Source organism: Shinella zoogloeoides, from assembly GCF_020883495.1.
Classification (GTDB): Bacteria; Pseudomonadota; Alphaproteobacteria; order Rhizobiales; family Rhizobiaceae; genus Shinella; species Shinella zoogloeoides.
Map to the genome: position 1 here is coordinate 335,475 of NZ_CP086611.1, position 18,357 is coordinate 353,831.

General features: G+C 64.6%; 14 protein-coding genes. 7 read left to right on the plus strand and 7 right to left on the minus strand.

Annotation, left to right across the window (positions count from 1 at the left end; translation table 11 throughout):
• The first annotated feature begins 1 nt into the window (after nt 1).
• The gene (locus K8M09_RS21075) at nt 2–1,150 is read left to right on the plus strand and encodes a M24 family metallopeptidase (RefSeq protein WP_160785898.1); all 1,149 of its coding nucleotides are present in this window, start codon (nt 2–4) and stop codon (nt 1,148–1,150) included.
• 50 nt (nt 1,151–1,200) lie between these two features.
• Here K8M09_RS21075 and K8M09_RS21080 read toward each other — a convergent pair whose 3' ends face one another.
• Both K8M09_RS21080 and K8M09_RS21085 read right to left on the minus strand, forming a co-directional pair.
• Nucleotides 1,201–2,334, minus strand: a complete 1,134-nt coding sequence (locus tag K8M09_RS21080; RefSeq protein WP_160785897.1) for an acyltransferase family protein — start codon at nt 2,332–2,334, stop codon at nt 1,201–1,203.
• Between the two features lie 19 nt (nt 2,335–2,353).
• Nucleotides 2,354–2,851, minus strand: a complete 498-nt coding sequence (locus K8M09_RS21085) for a cupin domain-containing protein (protein WP_160785896.1) — start codon at nt 2,849–2,851, stop codon at nt 2,354–2,356.
• A 282-nt stretch (nt 2,852–3,133) separates the two neighbouring features.
• Here K8M09_RS21085 and K8M09_RS21090 point away from each other — a divergent pair, with 282 nt between their 5' ends.
• Together K8M09_RS21090 and K8M09_RS21095 are read left to right on the plus strand one after the other, a co-directional pair.
• Entirely contained in the window at nt 3,134–4,561 is a 1,428-nt protein-coding gene (locus K8M09_RS21090; RefSeq protein WP_160785895.1) for a hypothetical protein, read from the plus strand.
• Nucleotides 4,562–6,037, plus strand: coding sequence for an oligosaccharide flippase family protein (locus K8M09_RS21095; RefSeq protein WP_160785894.1), 1,476 nt, complete (start codon nt 4,562–4,564; stop codon nt 6,035–6,037).
• A gap of 53 nt (nt 6,038–6,090) precedes the next feature.
• On the opposite strand, the gene K8M09_RS21100 is transcribed toward K8M09_RS21095, so the two are convergent.
• Together K8M09_RS21100 and K8M09_RS21105 are read right to left on the minus strand one after the other, a co-directional pair.
• Nucleotides 6,091–6,987 carry a glycosyltransferase family 2 protein gene (locus K8M09_RS21100; RefSeq protein WP_160785893.1) on the minus strand — a complete coding sequence of 299 codons (897 nt, stop codon included), beginning with the start codon at nt 6,985–6,987 and terminating at the stop codon, nt 6,091–6,093.
• Nucleotides 6,988–7,030: 43 nt separating this feature from the next.
• Complete coding sequence (locus K8M09_RS21105; protein ID WP_160785892.1) at nt 7,031–8,002, minus strand: NAD-dependent epimerase/dehydratase family protein; 972 nt, start codon at nt 8,000–8,002, stop codon at nt 7,031–7,033.
• 284 nt (nt 8,003–8,286) lie between these two features.
• Here K8M09_RS21105 and K8M09_RS21110 point away from each other — a divergent pair, with 284 nt between their 5' ends.
• Nucleotides 8,287–10,059, plus strand: a complete 1,773-nt coding sequence (locus K8M09_RS21110; RefSeq protein WP_160785891.1) for an alpha/beta hydrolase — start codon at nt 8,287–8,289, stop codon at nt 10,057–10,059.
• A gap of 17 nt (nt 10,060–10,076) precedes the next feature.
• On the opposite strand, the gene K8M09_RS21115 is transcribed toward K8M09_RS21110, so the two are convergent.
• The 3 genes from K8M09_RS21115 to K8M09_RS21125 all read right to left on the minus strand — a co-directional run bounded on the left by K8M09_RS21115 (nt 10,077) and on the right by K8M09_RS21125 (nt 14,739).
• Nucleotides 10,077–11,213 carry a glycosyltransferase family 4 protein gene (locus tag K8M09_RS21115; protein WP_160785890.1) on the minus strand — a complete coding sequence of 379 codons (1,137 nt, stop codon included), beginning with the start codon at nt 11,211–11,213 and terminating at the stop codon, nt 10,077–10,079.
• The gene (locus K8M09_RS21120; protein WP_160785889.1) at nt 11,210–12,325 is read right to left on the minus strand and encodes a glycosyltransferase; all 1,116 of its coding nucleotides are present in this window, start codon (nt 12,323–12,325) and stop codon (nt 11,210–11,212) included. The genes K8M09_RS21115 and K8M09_RS21120 overlap by 4 nt, the downstream gene beginning before the upstream one ends.
• Before the next feature lie 239 nt (nt 12,326–12,564).
• The gene (locus tag K8M09_RS21125) at nt 12,565–14,739 is read right to left on the minus strand and encodes a GumC family protein (protein WP_160785888.1); all 2,175 of its coding nucleotides are present in this window, start codon (nt 14,737–14,739) and stop codon (nt 12,565–12,567) included.
• Nucleotides 14,740–15,016: 277 nt separating this feature from the next.
• On the opposite strand from K8M09_RS21125, the gene K8M09_RS21130 reads away from it, so the two are divergent.
• Genes K8M09_RS21130 through K8M09_RS21140 form a run of 3 tightly spaced genes read left to right on the plus strand, consistent with a single transcriptional unit; the run spans nt 15,017 to nt 18,344 of the window.
• Entirely contained in the window at nt 15,017–16,126 is a 1,110-nt protein-coding gene (locus K8M09_RS21130) for a hypothetical protein (RefSeq protein ID WP_160785887.1), read from the plus strand.
• A gap of 5 nt (nt 16,127–16,131) precedes the next feature.
• Nucleotides 16,132–18,087, plus strand: a complete 1,956-nt coding sequence (gene asnB, locus K8M09_RS21135; protein WP_160785886.1) for an asparagine synthase (glutamine-hydrolyzing) — start codon at nt 16,132–16,134, stop codon at nt 18,085–18,087.
• A 2-nt stretch (nt 18,088–18,089) separates the two neighbouring features.
• Nucleotides 18,090–18,344, plus strand: a complete 255-nt coding sequence (locus tag K8M09_RS21140; protein ID WP_160785885.1) for an acyl carrier protein — start codon at nt 18,090–18,092, stop codon at nt 18,342–18,344.
• Nucleotides 18,345–18,357 lie beyond the last annotated feature (13 nt).

Consider the following 18,357-nt stretch of genomic DNA (forward strand, 5'->3'; position numbering starts at 1 on the left):
AATGTCGTGGCAGCACCCTGTTCCCCCGATTGCCGATGAGGAGAGACAGGCGCGCCTTGCGCGATTGCGTGCGGCGCTGGAAGCCCGCGGCCTTGCGGGCATGCTGCTCGGGCCGAGCGAGAGCCTGCGCTATTTCACCGGCCTCGTCTGGCATGCAAGCGAACGCTTCCTCGGGGCGCTGGTCACGCCGACCGGCCTCTTCTACATCGTGCCGGGCTTCGAGCGGAGCCGCGTCGAGACCCTGCCGCATCTGGCGGCCGATATTCTCGAATGGCAGGAAGAGGAAAGCAGCGCCGGGCTGGTGGCGGGCATGCTCGAAGCGGGCGGCGTTCTGGCCGTCGACGACGCCATGCCGCTCTATTTCTACCACGCCCTCGCCGCGCGGCTGGGCGTGGAACGGCTGGCGGATGGCGGGCCGGTTCTCAACGGGCTTCGTCGCATCAAATCGCCGGCGGAGATCGCGCTGATCCAGTATGCGATGAGCCTGACGCTCGGCCTCCACAAGGAGGTCCATGCAATGATCGAGCCCGGCATGCGCGCTTCGGAGGTCGTCAAGTTCATCGACCGGCGGCACCGCGAGCTTGGAGCCGATGACGGCTCGACCTTCGCCATCGTCTCCTTCGGCGCGGCGACCTCGCTGCCGCATGGCGCAGATGGCGATCAGGTGCTGGGTGAGGACGACGTCATTCTGGTGGATACGGGCTGCCGCATCGACGGCTACCATTCCGACCTGACGCGCACCTACAAGTTGACACCGGGCGACAGCGCCTTCGAGGATGCCTGGGCGATCGAGCGCGAGGCCCAGCAGGCGGTGTTCGATGCGGCGCGGCTCGGCGCGCCCTGCTCCAGCCTGGACGACGCGGCGCGCGCGGTGCTCGCCGGATACGGCCTCGGCCCGGATTATGCCCTGCCCGGCCTGCCCCACCGCGCCGGCCACGGCCTCGGCCTGCAGATCCACGAGGAACCCTATATCGTGCGTGGCAATGCGACGCCGCTTGCGGCCGGCATGTGTTTCTCCAACGAGCCGATGCTCGTCTTCCCCGGAAAATTCGGCATCCGCCTCGAGGATCACATCTACATGGCCGAGGATGGCCCGCGCTGGTTCACCGAGCCGGCGAAGGGGCCGACCGATCCGTTCCAGGGTGGTTGACGGCGCGCATTCTCCTGCAATCCTGCGCCAGTGCGCACCAGCGCTGGATGTCAGGCGTGCGCACTGGTGAGCGCACGGTTCATCTTCCCGATCAGCGGTTTCTCGATGTAGCGGAAGGACAGCATTGCCGCGCCTGTCGCTATTAGCGACGCGGCGACGAACACCGCGATGCGCAGGCCGACCGGGGAGGACTCACTGTCGCCCCCCACCAGGTTGAACACGAGCGTGATTGCGAGCGCGTGGAAGATATACGCTCCATAGGATACTTCGCCGATACGCTGAAAGAGCCGAACGCCTGTCAGGGTGCGCCAGGGTGCGGTCCCGGCGGCTGTCCAGGCAAGAACGCCGCAGGCGAAGAGCGCGACAGCCGAGTAGAGCCAGATCTCCCTGCCGTTGCCGTACATGATGCCGGACAGGATATCGCGGACGATATCGACGCCGGTGCGGCCGAGCAGGAAGTGATTCACGCCTGCATAGACCAGCACATAGAGACCGAGGGCCGCCGTTCCGATCGAAAAAAGCAGGCGCTCGCCGCCCCTGTCGCGAACGAACGACCAGTTCAGGGCGAGCAAGGCGCCAATGGCGAAGGAATCGAAGTGCAGGAAGGAGGTCGCATAGATGCCGTAGGCGACGGCCAGATCGCTTCCCAGAATCTCCGGAGCCAGCATGCCGGCCACCCCACGTGCTACCGGGCTGAGGATCAGCATCGCCATCAGAGCCTGCAATAGCCGCTTCCCGCTCAGATAGGCGAAAAGGAAGCCGTAAAGGGCGTAGAACTGCATCTCGACGGAGATCGTCCAGAGATGCCCGACTGGCCAGCTCTGCATCTCGCCGAACCCGAAGATCATCGCGAAGTTGTTGTAGAAAAGCAGCAGCGATATCAGGGCGCCCGGTTCGGCGGTCTTGCCCAGCGCCCATAGAACGGTCACGCCCAGCAGCAGATAGAAGGCATAGACGGGAATGATCCTTGCGGAGCGCCTTGCATAGAACGAGGCCAGCAATTGCCTCTTGTCGTCGTTGCCATGGCGCATCAGGGACAGGGTGACGACGAAACCGGAGATCACATAGAACAGCCAGACGCCGGTCCATCCGAACGGCAGGATACCGCAATGCTGGGCGACAACGGCCAGCATTGCGAAGCATCGCAGGCTGTCCACCTCACCGGAACGCGTTCCCCCCTGCATTGGCTGCTCCCTGCTCTGGCTAGAAAGTCGGTTGCTGCTGGCGCAAGGCGTTCCTCAGGCGGTAGAGGGCGGCGATGGGTGACGGGAACGGCCGGCGGATGAAGGCGGCTTTCTTGACATAGTTGTCGATGCGCCATGTCGCCCAGCTTCGTGCAGCGAAATAACCCATATCTCCGGCGCGTAGCGTGTAGGCGTTGCCGTCTTCGTCGGTGATATGGACTTCGCCCTCGAGGATGATGACCGTTTCGTCCCAGTTGAAATGCCAGCGGAAGGTTCCGGCGGTACAATCCCAAAGGGCGGAGAACGAGGAATCGTCCGCGCTGCGGACGTGCTCGGCGGCGCGCGCCACCGGGTTTCCTTCGAGGATCCAGTCAGGCTCGATGGGAGCATCCCGCATCTCCAGGTCGTGCGCCCGCTTGCAGACGGTCGTCACGCGCTCCTGCGCCGGAGAATTGTCCGAGGATGCACGTCGCGCCGCCATGGCGACGGCACCGGCAACGAGTAGTTTCAAAACCAAGCTTCCGCTCCCTCTGCCTTAGGTTGTCCGCAGCATAGAAAACAAGGATGACGATGCGATTGAAGAAACCGTTAAAATCTTATCGATTGCTGGCGATTCCCGCGGTCCGGCACACATTTTCCAGGCGGGTGTCGCACTTTGGGACGTGCCGGCCGCCTGTGTGCGGGGAGAAGGCCGGATAGGGCTGCCGCTTAAGCAAAGATTCATGTCGCTGTGGTTTGGTCGTTCCGGATAGGCTTAGAATGCAAGGACCGGGCGCGCCTCGCCTGCAAAGAGAGCGAAATGGATTTGATACCGGTCATCGTGTTCTGGGGACTTCTGCTTGTCGGAATGTTCAGCCGGGGACCGTTCATCTTCTACCTGCTGTTCGGTTCCATGGCTTTCGGCTCCTTCGCTGTCATCCCGCCTGAGCTCACGCAGGGCCTGAGCTTCACACCGCCCCCTATCATCGCGCTCGCCATCATCCTCATCTATGCCGGCGGTGCGAACGGCCTGTCGCGAATGCTGGATATCGCCCTGCGGCCGTCCCAGTGCCTGCTGCTGTTCCTGTTCTGGGTCGTCGCCATCTGGGTTACCCTCTTCATGCCCCGGATTTTCGCGGGGGCCGTCACGATCATTCCGATGAAGCTGGAGGGTTCGACTTCGGGCGACCCCCTCTACCCGACGATGCAGAACATCTCGCAGCTCATGTACCTGACGATCTCGATCGTGACGGTGTTCGCCTGCGCCCTCGCCTTCCGCACCGCTGCCACGCGCCAGCATCTGCTGGCGGCCCTGTGTGTCGGCGGGGCCGTCATCATCCTGACGGGTGTCCTCGATCTCGTGGGCCTCGGTCCCTATCTCGACATGTTCCGGACCGCGCAGTACGGCTATCTGACGGATGTCGAGATCGCGGACGTCAAACGTATCGTCGGCCTCATGCCGGAGGCCTCCGCCTATGGTTCCACGGCCGTGGCCTTCCTCTCCGCGATCTACTTCTTCCGCCGTGCGATCGTCTCGCCATGGCTGCGGCTCTACGGCGCGCCCTGCCTCATCGTACTGCTTTCCCTGTTCTCGCTCCTTTCCACGTCCTCCGCGGCTTATGCGGGCCTTGGCGTCTTTGCCTGCGTGGCGGCGGCCGAATGGTTCTGGCGGTTGTTGATGGTGGGTAAGGGCAGCCGGGCGCGGGAAGGGCTGGCGGCGGAATTATGGGCAATCGTTCTTGCCTTCGCCGCCATCTATGTCCTGATGCTCGTCTATCCTGCTGTCTTCGATCCGTTCCTCAAGCTGATCGACACGATCATCTTCAAGAAGACCGCGTCGGATTCCTTCGAGGAGCGTAGCATGTGGACAGCCGTGTCCCTGCAGGCGCTCTGGGATACCTGGGGCCTTGGGGTCGGTGTGGGGGCGACCCGCGCCTCCAACGGCGTCGTTGCGGTCTTCAGCAACAGCGGTATCGCCGGCGGCCTGTTCTACTATGGCTTCATGCTGCAGACGTTCCTGCGTCGGGCGCGGCCTGGCGCGCCGGTGGACGCGGCCATGCTGAACGCCGTTCGCTTCTATATGCCGCCGGTCTTCATCACGGGTGTCCTTGCCGGGACCTCCGCCGATTTCGGCATCATGAATGCATGTATCTATGCGATGGCGGCCTCGGTTGCCTGGACCGCGCCGGCTCCCGCCCCCGCGCGACCCACGGCCGGCCGCGCCATCCGCCATGAAAGGCCTGCCTGAATGTCCTCCTCCGCCGATGTGCCTCTGTCGCAGCGAACCGTCCGTGCCGGCCTCTGGACGGTCGGCGCCCGCCTGTCCTCCCGGGTCATCGATCTGGTTGCCCTGCTCGTGCTGGCGCGCTTTCTCGGGCCGGCGGATTTCGGTCTCGTGGCGACGGCGATGACGATCATCTTCATCGTCGAGGCGATCCTTGAATTGCCCCTCACTTCCGCCCTGATCCGCCTGCCGGAAATCAGCCGGCGTGCCTATGATACGGCCTTCACCCTCGGGTTTCTGCGTGGCATGGCGGTCGCCGCCGTCATGGCGGCCTTGTCCTATCCGCTCGCCCGCTTCTATGGCGACGAACGGCTGGTGCCGTTGATCTGCGCCCTTGCCCTCGCGCCCGCCATGCGCGGTTTGGCAAGCCCGCGCATGGTGCAGTTCGAAAAGACGATGGATTTTCGCCGACGGGGTATCGTCGAGTTCCTCGGCAAGGCAACTGCCGCTGCGGTCGCCATCACGATCGCCGTGGCCACGGGAAGCTACTGGGCCATTGCCGCCAGCACCATCACCGCGCCGACAGTGATGATGATCGTTTCCTATATCATGGCGCCGATGCTGCCGCGGCTGACGCTGGTGGACTGGCCTTTGTTCGCCGATGTGGTCGGCTGGAATTTCGCCTCGCAGATACTCGCTGCCATCAACTGGCAGATCGACCGCCTGCTTTTGCCCCGTTACATCGATACTGCGTCCTTTGGCCGGTTCACGGCGGCCAACGATCTTGCCTCGCTGCCATTCCAGGCTGTCGCGGCGCCGGCCGCAGGGCCGTTGATGGCAGCCTTCGTCAACGCGCGCGAGAAGGGGACGCTCAGGGAAACCTATCTCAAGAGCAGCGGGGGCCTCGTTCTCCTCCTCTTGCCGATCCTGTGCTTCATGGCGCTTCTTTCCGGTCCGGTGATCCGGGTCCTGCTCGGAGCGAAATGGGGGGAAGCTGCACCGATCCTGACCTGGTTCGCCCTGATCGCCCTGATCGCCCTGCCGTCGATCCCCATGCCTTCGCTTGCCATGCTGGTAGGGCGGTCGAGAGCGCTTGCGGTCCGGTCTCTGGCGGAGCTTTGCGTTCGCGTTCCCCTCTCTCTCGCCGGTGTGATCTTCTTCGGTATCCCCGGGGCTATCGTGGCAAAACTCGGCGGCACCCTTGCAGCGTGCATCTCATCCTTCTACCTGACCCGCGATCTTGCCGGCGTCCGCATCATCGATCAGCTTTCCGTGGTCGTGCGCCCGCTCCTGGCCGTCATACCTGCGGCGCTGGTTCTGGATCTGTGCGAGATATATCTGAACTTCGACGACAATCTCTATTCCAGCTTCGTGCTGACCGGGGCCATGTATTGCCTGACCTATGCGGCTTCCATCTATCTTCTCTGGGTGGCTGCGCGCCGGCCCGCAGGTGTGGAGGCCAGTCTTGCCGGCATGCTTGCCCGTTTCGTTCGCCGATAGGCCCGGCCTTTGGCCTGCCGCTTACTGGAAGGGCCGGATACATCCGGCCGTGCTCACATATCGATGATGTTTCTCGGGTCGATGCGGCCCGTGAGAAGATCGCGCAGCGCGAGCATGTTGCCGTGCAGGCGGCCGGAACGATCGACCCAAGGTTCGGGTTTCAGGCTTCCGACGAGATTGGATGCGACATTGCGGAGAATGCCGCTGAGGACCTGACCAAGCGGCATATGGCCCTTGCGGTGGATATAGATGCGATTGGCGACCTGCGAATAGCCGAGCCGCTTGCCCGGGCTACGCCCCGCCTTCTTGGTGCCGAGATGCACGCCGCGCATTTGCCCCGCCCAGACGATCCTGCCGTCATTCGCCAACTGGCGTGAGAAGTCCGCGTCCTCCAGCCAGGCATAGAAGGGCAGGTTCTCGTCGAAGCGAACGGTGCGGGCGCGCACCGGCGCCATGCGGATCGCCATGTTGCAGCCATAGCCGTTGAAGGTCGGCTCGATAGAAGGCGTGCCGCCGGGGACATCTGCGTCCAGCAGCTTGAGTCCTTCCTCGAAGTCGAATCCCGGTCCGCGCGCGCCATCCGCGATGACGCGGCCTGTGGCGATCATGATCGTGGGGTCGTTTGCAAAGAGGGCTTCGACTTGCGCTAGGTAGTCGGCGGCCGGCAGGAAGTCGTCGTCGAAGAAGACCACGATGTCCGATGTGACGGCGGTCAGCATGACGTTGCGCTGATGCGAGGAGCCGACCGGCCCCGACAGGACCGTTATGGCGCCGTCATAGGCCGAAAGTGCACCGGTATCGACGTCGTCGGGATGCGCGGGGCAGATGAAGAACTCGTCGGGCCGGCGCTGCTGGTTGTTGAGGAAGACAACCGTCTGCGTCAGGATATCCCGGCGCCCGGCCGTGGCGATCGCGACGGCGATGGTCGGGCCACCCTTCTGGATGCTCATGGTCTGGTCCTCGTGCAAATCCGGCATTCTGCGTTTCAGGCGGCTAGACGAAGCGGCCGCCGCTCTGGGCGTTCCATCGCTCGATGGCGGAGGGAAGCTTGCCCTCTGCTGCCCTGCCCGCCGTTTCCAGCCAGACGGGAACCACATCGGTCGAGCGCACGAGCTTCATGACGCGGTCGGGATGGATGCCGAGGCCCATGACGGAGAAGGGGCGTAGCAGCGTGGCGGCCAATGTCACCACGCCGCGCGGCACGAGGAAGGTTTTCGCGCCGCGCATGTGCTGCGCGCGGAACGTTTCGACGATCTCTTCGAGCGTATAGCGATCTGGATAGCAGCCGTTGAAGAGGACGAAGCGCTCCGGCTGCCGGGCGGCGAATTCCAGCGCATCCAGCAGATCCTCCACGTAGAAGCACGCCTTGATCGTGTCCTTGCGGCCCGGATAGATAAAGAAACCCTTCTTCAGCAGCTTGGCCATGCGGGTAAAGTTGCCGCCCTCGCCGGGGCCGAAGATGACCGCAGGCCGGCATATGACGAGGCGTCGGCTCTCGTCCTCCTCCATCCAGTCCCGCTGGATGCGCTCGGCCATGTATTTCGACCAGCCGTAAGGCGACTCGGGCGCGGGAGGCGTATCCTCCCGCTTGGTTTCCTCGCCCGGGCCGTAGACGGAGATCGAGCTGGTGAAGACGATCTCGCGGATGCCGAGCCGTCGCGCCAGCGCCGCGATCGCGGTCGCGCCGAGGATATTCGTTTCATAATATTCGTGGGCGGGATGTCCAGGCGTGGTGTGGACGGCCGCGAGATTGTAGATGCGGTCGATCCGCATGCCGGGGTCGAAAGCCGACAGGTCGCGCACGTCGCCGTGCAGATAGGACACGCCGTCCAGCCGTTCACGCGGCGGGCGTATATCGACCGAGACGACATGCTGTCCTTCTGCGGCGAGCCTGCGCACCAGGTGCGTTCCGATGAAACCGGAGCCGCCGAAGACGAGGGCGTTCCTGGATGTCTCACCAATCATAGTGATATGCCTCCCAAGGCAGATAGGGGCGCAAGAAAGCGAGGTGTTTGGGCCGATTCTAATAGGCGCAACATCTGGATAATTGTTTAAGCCGCCTCCCGAAATCCGAACGGTTCGGCCTTTCCCGCCTGAAACAAGGCGTCGGGAAGGCGAGAAGGCGGGCGCTTATCCACGAAATTGGGCGAAAAATGGCAGGAAATTCAGGTTTCTTAAGGATATTCCGGTTTTCTGTGGGCTGATCGAAAGTCTCGCCAGCGGTATCTCGCGGCAGGAAAGGTTTGATAATGCACGGAACAGCCGCCCACGGCAGCTCCCGCCCGTTCACGACGACGTTCGAGCCGGCGGATTTTCCCGTAACCTTCGCGGGCACCGTCGGCCTCTATCATGCCGCGCCGCAGCCGAGCGATACGGCCGTGCTTTTCGTCGGCGCGTGGGGGTTGGAAGAACTCTGCGCGCGGAAATTCTGGCGGTTGCTGGCGGCCGATCTCGGCCGGCAGGGAATATCGAGCCTGCGCTTCGACTATCCGGGAACCGGCGATGCGCTGGATCCCGAGGATTATGCGGCGGGCCTCGATATCTGGCGCGAGAGCATTCTTTCCGCAGCGGCGGTCCTGCGCGACCTGTCGGGCGCGAAGCGGCTACTGCTTGTCGGTCACAGCATCGGCGCTGCGCTCGCCTGGCAGGCGGCGGAGACGCTCGGGGACGTCGCGGGCATTGCCCTCGCGGCGCCGGCCCTGTCGGGACGCCGCTGGATACGTGAATTCATGGCCCTGAGCCGTATCGCCGATCACGGCGCCATCGCGCATGCAACGCTGCCGAGCGGGCCGGCCATGGGCGAGCAGCATATACCGGATCCCGTTCTTGCCGGCATCCGGGCGCTCGATGTGTCCAAATCCACCAAGGCTCCTGCCCCGGACATGCTGTTCCTGCCGCAGGAGGGACGGGCAACCGATCCGGCCCTGCTGGAGCGTCTCGCCTCGCTCGGGGCGAAGGTGCGCGAGACGCCGTTCGAGAATTACGACGCTTTCATCCGGGATGTGCTGCTGTCGGTTCCGCCGAAGGCGGCGATCGGCGTGCTGGCGGAATGGGCAGTCGGCCTGAAGGGCAGCGTGACTGCGGAGCAACGGTCCCGTCCGCCCGGGGCCACGCCGCTCGTCGGCGACGGTTTTCGGGAAACTCCGGTGCGTTTCGGCCAGGGGGAGCGCCTGTATGGCGCGCTTTGCGAGCCGGAGGGGCCGCCGAAGGGAGCGGCTGTGATCATCCTTTCCACGGGATACGACCGCATGTCAGGGCGCGGACGGATCGGTGTGCGGATCTGCCGCGATCTGGCGAGGGCGGGAATCCCGGCCTTCCGCTTCGATTTTTCCAACATTGCCGACAGTCCGCCGCAGCCGGGCATGCCCGACCAGATCCTCTATCACCCGGGCCTCGAAAAGGATGTCGATGAGGCTGCTGACTTCCTGGAGACGCACGGGCTTCATCCGGCGGTTCTGAGCGGCCGGTGCAGCGGCGGGTATACGGCCTTTCGAAGTGCGCTCCATATGAACGGCGTTCAGGCCATCGTCGCCGTCAACCCGTTCGACTTTTCCGTCGGGCCGGGTGCGGATGTGGATGCGCTCATCGCCTCGGTCCTGCCGTTCGGTAGCTACAAGGAAAAGTTCCGCAACAAGGCCTACTGGAAACAGGTCCTGCGCCTGGAGGTCGATGTCCTGAAGGAGGCGCGCCATCTGCTGCGGAAGGTCTTCGACAAGGTCATGATCAAGGCCTTGCCGCTTCTGACGCACATCCCTCCCCTATCCCGTTTCCTCAATCCCAGCGAGCGCGACTTCGACAGGCTGGCGGAGAGGGGAACGAAGATTTCGCTCATCTACAGCAACGGCGACCCCGTCATCGCCAATCTGGAGGCGCGTCTTGGCCGAAGGGGCCATCTGATCGAGCGATACGACAATGCCGGCATCGTCTTCCTCGACGATGCCGACCACAATTTCTCGACGGCGCATACGCGTGAATACTGGCTCGACGCGCTGGTGAAGACGGCGTCTCAGGTCAAGGTGTAGACGGGCGAGCCGGCGGCTTACTCAGCTGCGACGGACTGATGGGAGCGGTCGGCTTCTCCATTGGCATCGACCCTGAGGCCGAGCAGGAGGGCCAGCTTGCGAGCGGCGCGATCCCAGGTGAAGGTCGCGGCGTGCGCACGGCCGCGCGCGCGCATCTGCGCGGAGAAGCCGGCATCGTCCGCAAGCGCGCGGATCTGCCCGACCCAGCCGCCCGGATCGTCCGGGGCCGCCATGAGGGCGGCATCGCCGCATACCTCGGGCAAGGCGCCGCAGGGCGCGACGATGGCGGGGCAGCCGAGGATCATCGCCTCAAGCGGCGGAAGGCCGAAACCTTCGGTCGTCGAGGGGCATGCGAAGGCGCAGGCCTCGGCGATCAGCCCGGTGAGCTGCGCGTCGTTGATCCGTCCGGCGAAGTGGACGTTCGCGGGCACCGTCATGCCGAGCCGTTCGAAATCCTCCCGCCTGGCCGCGCCGAAGAGCACGAGCGTCATGTCGGCAAGGCGTGGATCCGAAAATGCCTTCAGCAGGACCGCGATGTTCTTGTGTGTCTGGGTATTGGCGAGGGCGAGAACGTATCCGCCCTTCTTCAGTCCGCTTGCGGTGACGAAGGCGCGGTCCGGTTCATGCGCAAGGACATGGTCGCAGCCGTTGTGAATGACATCGATCCTGTCCGCCGTCGCAACGCCGAACCGGACGAGCTGCTGCCGGGAGAATTCCGAGACCGTGAGGATGCGCCGGCTCGTTTTTCCGATGAGCGGCAGGAGGAAACGGTACCAGAGACGGAAGCCGCGCGAGTAGGAATCCGGCGTCAGGTAGACCTGCGCATCGTGGATCATCGTGATCGCATCCGTATGGAAGACCGGCCCCAGATTGCACAGGCTGATCAGCCGGCCCTTTCGGGCGTACCAGGGCAGGGCGAAATGCTCCCAGGGGATGTTCTTGGCGATGCCGCTGAGGAAAGGCGTGTGAACCACCCGCGTGCGTGTGAGGGTAGCTGTTTTCGCCTCGGTCGCGGGGGTGAGGATGATCGTCTCGGGCGCATCCGGATGCGTGGCGAGCAGCCGGTCCGTGGCCTGAATCAGTTCTTCCGCAACGCGGTGTACGCCCGTCGGGGCGGCGGTGAGGAACTTACCGTTGAAGTAAATCGGTTTCATGCCGTGAGCCTCATGCTTTCCGTCATGTCGGAGAACCCGGGCAGACCGCCCAGGAAGCGTCGCAGTTCCCGTTCGAAGCGCCTCGGTTCGAATTTGAGGGCGTGGGCGCGGATTTCCGTGGGTGAGAGGAGGTTCGGGTCCTTCTCGAAGCGGGTGATGGCGGCCATCAGGGCCTCGGTGGTCTGTTCATGGAAGAACAGGCCTGTCTTGCCCTCGACCACGGTTTCGAGCGCGCCGCCCCGCCCGAAGGCGATTACCGGCCGGCCGCTCGCCATGACCTCGAGCGGCACGATGCCGAAGTCCTCGACGCCCGGATAGAGCAGTGCCTTGCAGTTGGAGAAATGGGTTTCCATCTCCGCGTTGGAAACGCCGCCGAGGAACTGCACGGTCGGCCCGGCCGACTGCTTCAGCTTGACTGACGCGCCGTCGCCGATCACGACCAGCGGCAGGTTCAGGCGCGTGCAGGCCGCAACGGCCAGCTCGATCTTCTTGTAGGGCGTGATCTGACCGGCGCACAGATAGTAGTCCTTCGGCCCATCGGTGATGGTGAAGCGGCTGACCTCGACAGGCGGATGGATGACTGTCGCATCGCGCCGGTAGAACTTCTCGATGCGCTTGGCGACATAGCCTGAATTGGCGATGAAATGGTCGACGCGATGCGAGGTGGTGACGTCCCACTGGCGCAGCCGGGGGGCGGCGAAGGCCAGGATCGTGCGCGCAAGGAAGCCGGCCTCGGCGAGATACTGCGGATAAAGGTCCCAGATATAGCGCATGGGCGAATGGCAATAGCAGACATGCAGCGCATCGGGCCGCGTGATAACGCCCTTGGCGGGGCCGGCCTCGCTGGAGATGACGAGATCGTAGCCGGTCAGGTCGAGGGATTCCAGCGCATGCGGCATGAGCGGCAGCATCTTCTGGTAATGCTTGCGTCCGCCGATCTTCTGCAGGAAGGAGGTGGTAAGCTTGTGGCGTCGGAGCTTCGGGGAAAGCTTCTCCGGATCGGCGACGAGGGTGAAGATATCGGCATCGGGGAAGATGTCGCAGAAGGTCTCTAGGACCTTTTCGCCACCGCGCATTCCGACAAGCCAATAATGAACCAGGGCAACCTTCACCGCGAACTCCCGGGAGTTGTATATTTCTGTGATCGGGGGATACGCCAACATTGTCGAGAAACAGTGAAGACGATTGTCGGCATTCGTCTCAAAGGCCATCTTCCCGGTCTTTCTTGACCGAAACCGGGAAAAACCGGGCCGCCAAACACAAACAGGCTTAACGGTTTGTTATCGGCGAAGGCCGCAATGCCGGGCGGCAGGCCCGGTTTGAAGCAGCGTTTCTATGAAGGGGCGGCCGGTCAGCTCGCCCTCGAGACGCTGCCTTCCTCGTCGTCGATGAACAGGGGCACGACCGGCGAGAGGCCGCGTTGCCGCAGGGCGGCCACGGCGCCCTCGGTTCCCTTACGGTTGAACCGGCTTGCGATGACCGCGAAGCGATCCGCGGCAGCTTCTACCGCGGCTATCGGCTTCTGCTGGTCGAAGCGGCCTGCATAGACGATGACGAGATCGAAGGCGTAGCCCTCCGCGTCCAGCCAGTCGGGCAAGGTTCCGGCATCGAGGCCGCGGCGCGTCGAAACGCGCGGCGACCGCCGGCCGGCCGGCAGAAGCCACGGGCCGCGCGCCCTGGAAAGGTTGATGAGATCGCCTTCCAGCCGCTGCAGTGACATGGAATCGTGCAGACCCGGAAGGCCGGTGGCCGAGGCCTGCCGCGTGAGGCCGGCTTCGGCTTCCGCATCGACCAGCAGAACCGTCTTGCCGGTGCGGGCGATGGTGCGCGCGAGGTGGAGGGCGGCACGCGCCGGGCTGGCGTTGGGCTGTGCGGAATAGAGCACGACGGAATAGTTGTTCTGCCCGGGGGCATCCTGAAGGAGCTCCTGCGCGATATCGGCGTAGCTGCCATGGAGTGCGGCCGGCTCCGTTACGGACCGAAGGCCCCGCGAGGGGGCCGGGTTCGTTGCGAACCGCCGGGCGGGTTCATCGTGCTGGACTTGTTCGAGTTCGGGGTCTTCGTTCTGCTTCCTGCGTTTGCCGCGCCGCAGCCATCCGAAGAGCCGCGCCGGGAGGCTTTCGCCGGCCGCCCGCGTCCGGCGGGGTGTGACATCTTCCGCAAGGTCCCGCGCCTGGGGCTTGCGATCCCAGGCGAGCGCAATGCCGCAACCGAGCAGCATGCCAAGCATCGTCGCGCCCGCGACGATCAGCGAGCGCTTCGGGCCGGCCTTGCCGAGCGGCACCTGCGCGGCGGAGATGATCTGCGGATTTTCGCTGGTGGTGCGCTCCTGGCCGGAAAGCTGGCGCGTGCGCAGCAGGAAGGATTCGTAGACGGCCCGGTCGCTGGCGAGCTTGCGTTCCAGTTCACGCAGGCGGACCATGGATTGGTCGTTCTCGTTGAGGCCGGCCTTGAGGGTTGCGAGGTTCTGGCGCAGCAGCTCGCGCTGGCTCTTCAGCTTGTCGCCGTTGCGCGAAAGCGACGTCGTGAAATCCTTCAACTGCGTGTCGAGCAGCTTGGAGGCCGCCTGGGTCCGCGCCTTGGCGTTGAGGAGGGAGGGATGACGGTCGCCGAAGGACGACCGCAGGACGGATTCCTGTTCCTGGGCGGCGTGGTAGCGGCTGCGCAACTCGATGATCGCCGGCGTCAGGGAACTGTCCGGGGTCGAGCGCAGGTAGTCCGGGTTGGAGCGGGCGAGCGCGAGTTCGGAGATCAGCGCCTCGTTTTCGGCGATGCTGGCGGAGATGCGGGTGATTTCCGTGTTGGTGTCGGCGATCTGCTGCTCGGCGGTCGGCCGGCCGCCGACATCGACGAGATTGTTCTCGGCCTTGTAGGCCTGGATCGCGCGGTCGCCGTCTTCGACCGCCTTTTCGAGGCTCGCCAGTTGTGCGGAGAGGTCCGTGGTCGCCTGCCGCACGAGGCTGTTGTTCATCTCGATGCGGGTGTCGATATAGGTCTGCGCGATGGCGTTGGCGATGCGCGCCGCCTTCTGCGGATCGAAGGCGGTTGCGGAGAGGTTGATGACGAAGCTGGACTTGTTCAACTCGGCGCGGATCGCGCCCTGCAGGACGGCGAGCGCGCGCTGGGCGCGCTGGTCCGCGTTCGGCTCGTAGGGCTGCCCGGCGCCGAAATCCGGATCGTCGGCCAGCCCGAGCGAGGTCACCACCGAGGAGAGGACCTTCACGGAGGTCAGAATATATTGCTGGTTGAGTGCGCGGGCGTCCGTCGCGCCGCCCTTGTCGAGCAGGTCGCCCTCCACGACCCGCGAACCCTCCGGGTCGACAAGGATGCTGACGGTCGCGACGTAGTAGTTGCGCATGAACTGCGACAGGAAGACCGACGCGCCGCCGAACAGGATCGTGATGGCCACGATCATGATGAAACGGTTACGTAGCACCGAAAAGACATGGCCGAAGTCGATCAGGGGGATGGCGCCGGGGTTCTGCGCATCCTCATGTTCGGCATAGGGGGTGGTGGTATCGACCATGCTGCTTCGGCACCGTTCCGGTGGGTTCTCCTGGATGTGATGATGGGAATCACAACGACTTGGCCTGAATCGTATTTTCCATGTCTTAAGATATCATTTACCGTAATTTCACTTTCCCGGATTGGCTGTAGCCGCCGAGGCCTGCAAACGCCCGGCAAACCGGCCCCGGCGGCGCGGTTTTCGCGCTTTTTGACCTTTTCTTCACGCTCATCCCGTAAGCAGGATCGACGGCGGACAACCGCCGGAACCAGAATGGACAGGTTCTGAGCGGATCGTGATGTCGAGTGTACGTTCATTGGAAGCCGGAGATATAGAGGCCGTCGCGGACCTCTTCCAGCGCTTGCTCCGCAAGACCGGCAAACCGGCCGGCAACGACCTGAAAACCTATCTGGCAACCGTCTTCCTCGATAGCGCGGCGCAGGGCGGAAAGCTTCATTCCAAGGTCCATGTGCGTGAAGATGGCACAGTGTCCGGCTTTCTCGGCGTGCTGCCGGTGGAAATGGAGTTCGAGGGCCGCCGCCTGCTGGCCGCCAATTGCGGAACCTTCGTCAGCGACGACCGGGGCACGGACCCTTTCGCCGGCGCGCGCCTCTTGCGCGAGGTTCTGTCGGGACCGCAGGACCTTTCCTTCAGCGAAACCTCGAACGATGTTTCCACCGACATGTGGCGGACAGCGCGCGCCACGGTTCTGGCGCCCTATAGCCTGGAATGGCTGCGCATCCTCAAGCCCGCCGCCTTCGCGCTGGAGGCGGTGGCCTCGCGGCTCGCGCTGGCAAGGCTCGCCCGGCCCGTCGCCCGCCTTGCCGATGCCGTCATCACGCGCGGCGGGAACAAGCAGTCCTGGTCTCATTACACGCCCCTTGCCGGCAAGGCCGACGCCTTCGCCGACGCGCCGGCATCCGATGACGATGCCGCCGAGGCCTGCCGGCAGCTCGTGCGTCGGTTCGCGCTCCGCCCCTCATGGGAACGGCCGGTGCTGGAAGAGATGATGCGGCACGCGGCGCGCAAGGCGCTGCACGGCGAGCGGGTCCAGCATGTGGTGAAGAACCGCGCAGGCAAGGTGGTCGGCTTCTATCTCTATTACGGCGATGCCGGCGGGATCGGCCGCGTGGTACAGATCATGGCCGAACAGGGCATGGAGCCGATCGTCATCGATTGCCTGCTGCGCAATGCCCATGAGCGCGGCCTGGTGGCGATCCGCGGTCGCACGCAGCCCGCCCTGCTGCAGGCGATGATCGGCAAGAAATGCGCGTTCCTGCACGCATCCTCCACGGTCGTCCATTCCCGCGACCCTGCCCTTCTCGATGCGATGACCGGCGGCCGCGCCTTCCTCAACGGCCTTGCCGGCGAGGGGTGGACTCGCCTCATCGGCGATAGGTTCGAGTAGCGGCCATGTGCGGGATTGCGGGATATCACGGAAAGATCATGGCGCCGGAAGCGGCGGCCGACCGGCTCGGCCGCATGGTGGCGGCGCTCCGGCATCGCGGGCCGGATGGCGAAGGCATTGCGGTGCGCGGCGAGACGGGTCTTGCCCATACCCGCCTTTCCATCGTCGGCCTTGCCGACGGCGCGCAGCCGATGGCGAGCGAGGACGGCGCGCTTGCCGTTTCCTTCAACGGCGAGATCTTCAACTATGTCGAGCTGCGTGACGACCTGAAGGCGCGGGGTCACCGCTTCCGCACCAGCTCGGATACGGAAGTGCTTCTGGCCTCCTATGCAGCCAAGGGGCTGGATTGCCTCGACGATTTCAACGGCGACTTCGCCTTCGCCCTGCACGACGCGCCGAACCGGACGCTGGTGCTCGCCCGCGACCGCATGGGCGTGCGCCCGCTCTTTTATGCGGAACATGACGGCGCGCTCGTCTTCGCCTCGGAGATCGGGGCGCTGCTTGCCCTGCCCGGCATGGCGGCGGAGATCGATCCGGTGGCGCTCGACCAGATTTTCACCCTCTGGTGCCCGATTCCGCCGCGCACCGCCTATCGCGGCATCCACGAGCTTCCGCCCGGCCATATGATGATCGTTCGGGACGGCCAGCGCACGATCCGCCCCTGGTGGCAGCTCAGCTATCCCGACCGCGCCGACATCCGCCCCGCCGCGCGCATCGAAGCGCAGGCCGAAGAGCTGCGCGCGCTCATCACCGACGCGACCCGCATTCGCCTGCGCGCCGATGTTCCCGTCGGTTCCTATCTTTCCGGCGGCCTCGACTCCTCGCTGATCGCCTCGCTCGCCGCGCGGACGGTGACGCGGGGGCTTCGCACCTTCTCGCTCACCTTCCGCAGCGCGGAGCACGACGAGGGCCACTGGCAGCGGCAGATGGCCGCCACGCTCGATGCCGAGGCGGACAGCGTCGAATGTTCGACGGAGGCGATTGCCGCGCATATGCCGGAGGCGATGCGGCATATCGGCTGCCCCATCCTGCGCACTGCGCCCGTGCCGCTTCATCTCCTGTCCGCGCGGGTACGCGAGCGGGGCATGAAGGTCGTGCTGACGGGCGAAGGCGCGGACGAGGTCTTCGCCGGTTACGACATCTTCCGGGAGGCGCGCGTGCGCCGCTTCTGCGGGCGGCAGCCGGATTCGCACCGGCGGCCCCGGCTCTTCCAGCGGCTCTATCCCTATCTGCCGGGCCTCAAGCAACAGTCGCCGGAATATCTCGCGCGCTTCTTCTCCTTCGGCTCCGAGGCGCTGGACGATCCGCTCTATTCCCATCGCCCGCGTTTCCGCTCCACGGCGGCCGCCAAGCTGTTCTTCTCCGCAGGCCTGAAGGATACGCTCGGCGACTACGATGCCGCCGCCGAGCTTGCCGAACGGCTGCCGGCCGATTTTTCCCGCTGGCATCCGCTGCATCAGGCGCAATATCTGGAAACGGCCTTCCTGCTGCCGGGCTATCTTCTGTCCAGCCAGGGCGACCGGGTGATGATGGGCAATGCGGTCGAAGGCCGTTTCCCCTTCCTCGACCACCGGATCGTTTCCTTCGCGGCCGGCCTTTCGCCGGATGCCAAGTTGTCGGGGCTGCGGGAAAAGCACCTCCTCAAGGAGGCCGCGCGGGGCATCGTTCCGGCAGCGATCATCGACCGTGCCAAGCAGCCCTACCGGGCGCCGGATGCGGAGGCCTTCGCAGCGCCGACCAGCCCCGCCTATCTCGAAACGGTGCTTTCTCCGGAACGGCTTGCGGCAAGCGGCCTCTTCAACGTTCAGGCCGTGGGCAAGCTGAAGGAGAAGGCGCTGAAGGGACAGGCGACCGGCTTCCGCGACAATGCGGCTTTCATCGGCATCCTGTCGACGGAACTGCTCAGCCGCACCGGCACGACACAATCGACACAACCCGCATTGCACATTGGGACACGCTGACCATGACCGACGAAACCAGATCCGCCATCCGCGCCTTCATCGTGGAGAACTTCCTTTTCGGTGACGATAGCCATCCGCTTCCCGCTGACCAGTCGCTGATCGACAACGATCTCGTCGACTCCACCGGCATCCTCGAGCTTGTGGGCTTCATCGAGGAACGCTTCGCCATTTCGATCGCCGACGCCGATATCGTTCCGGCCAATCTCGATTCGATCGACCGCATCGCCGGCTTCATCGCGCGCAAGCAGGCGGCCTGAAGGACGCGGAAAC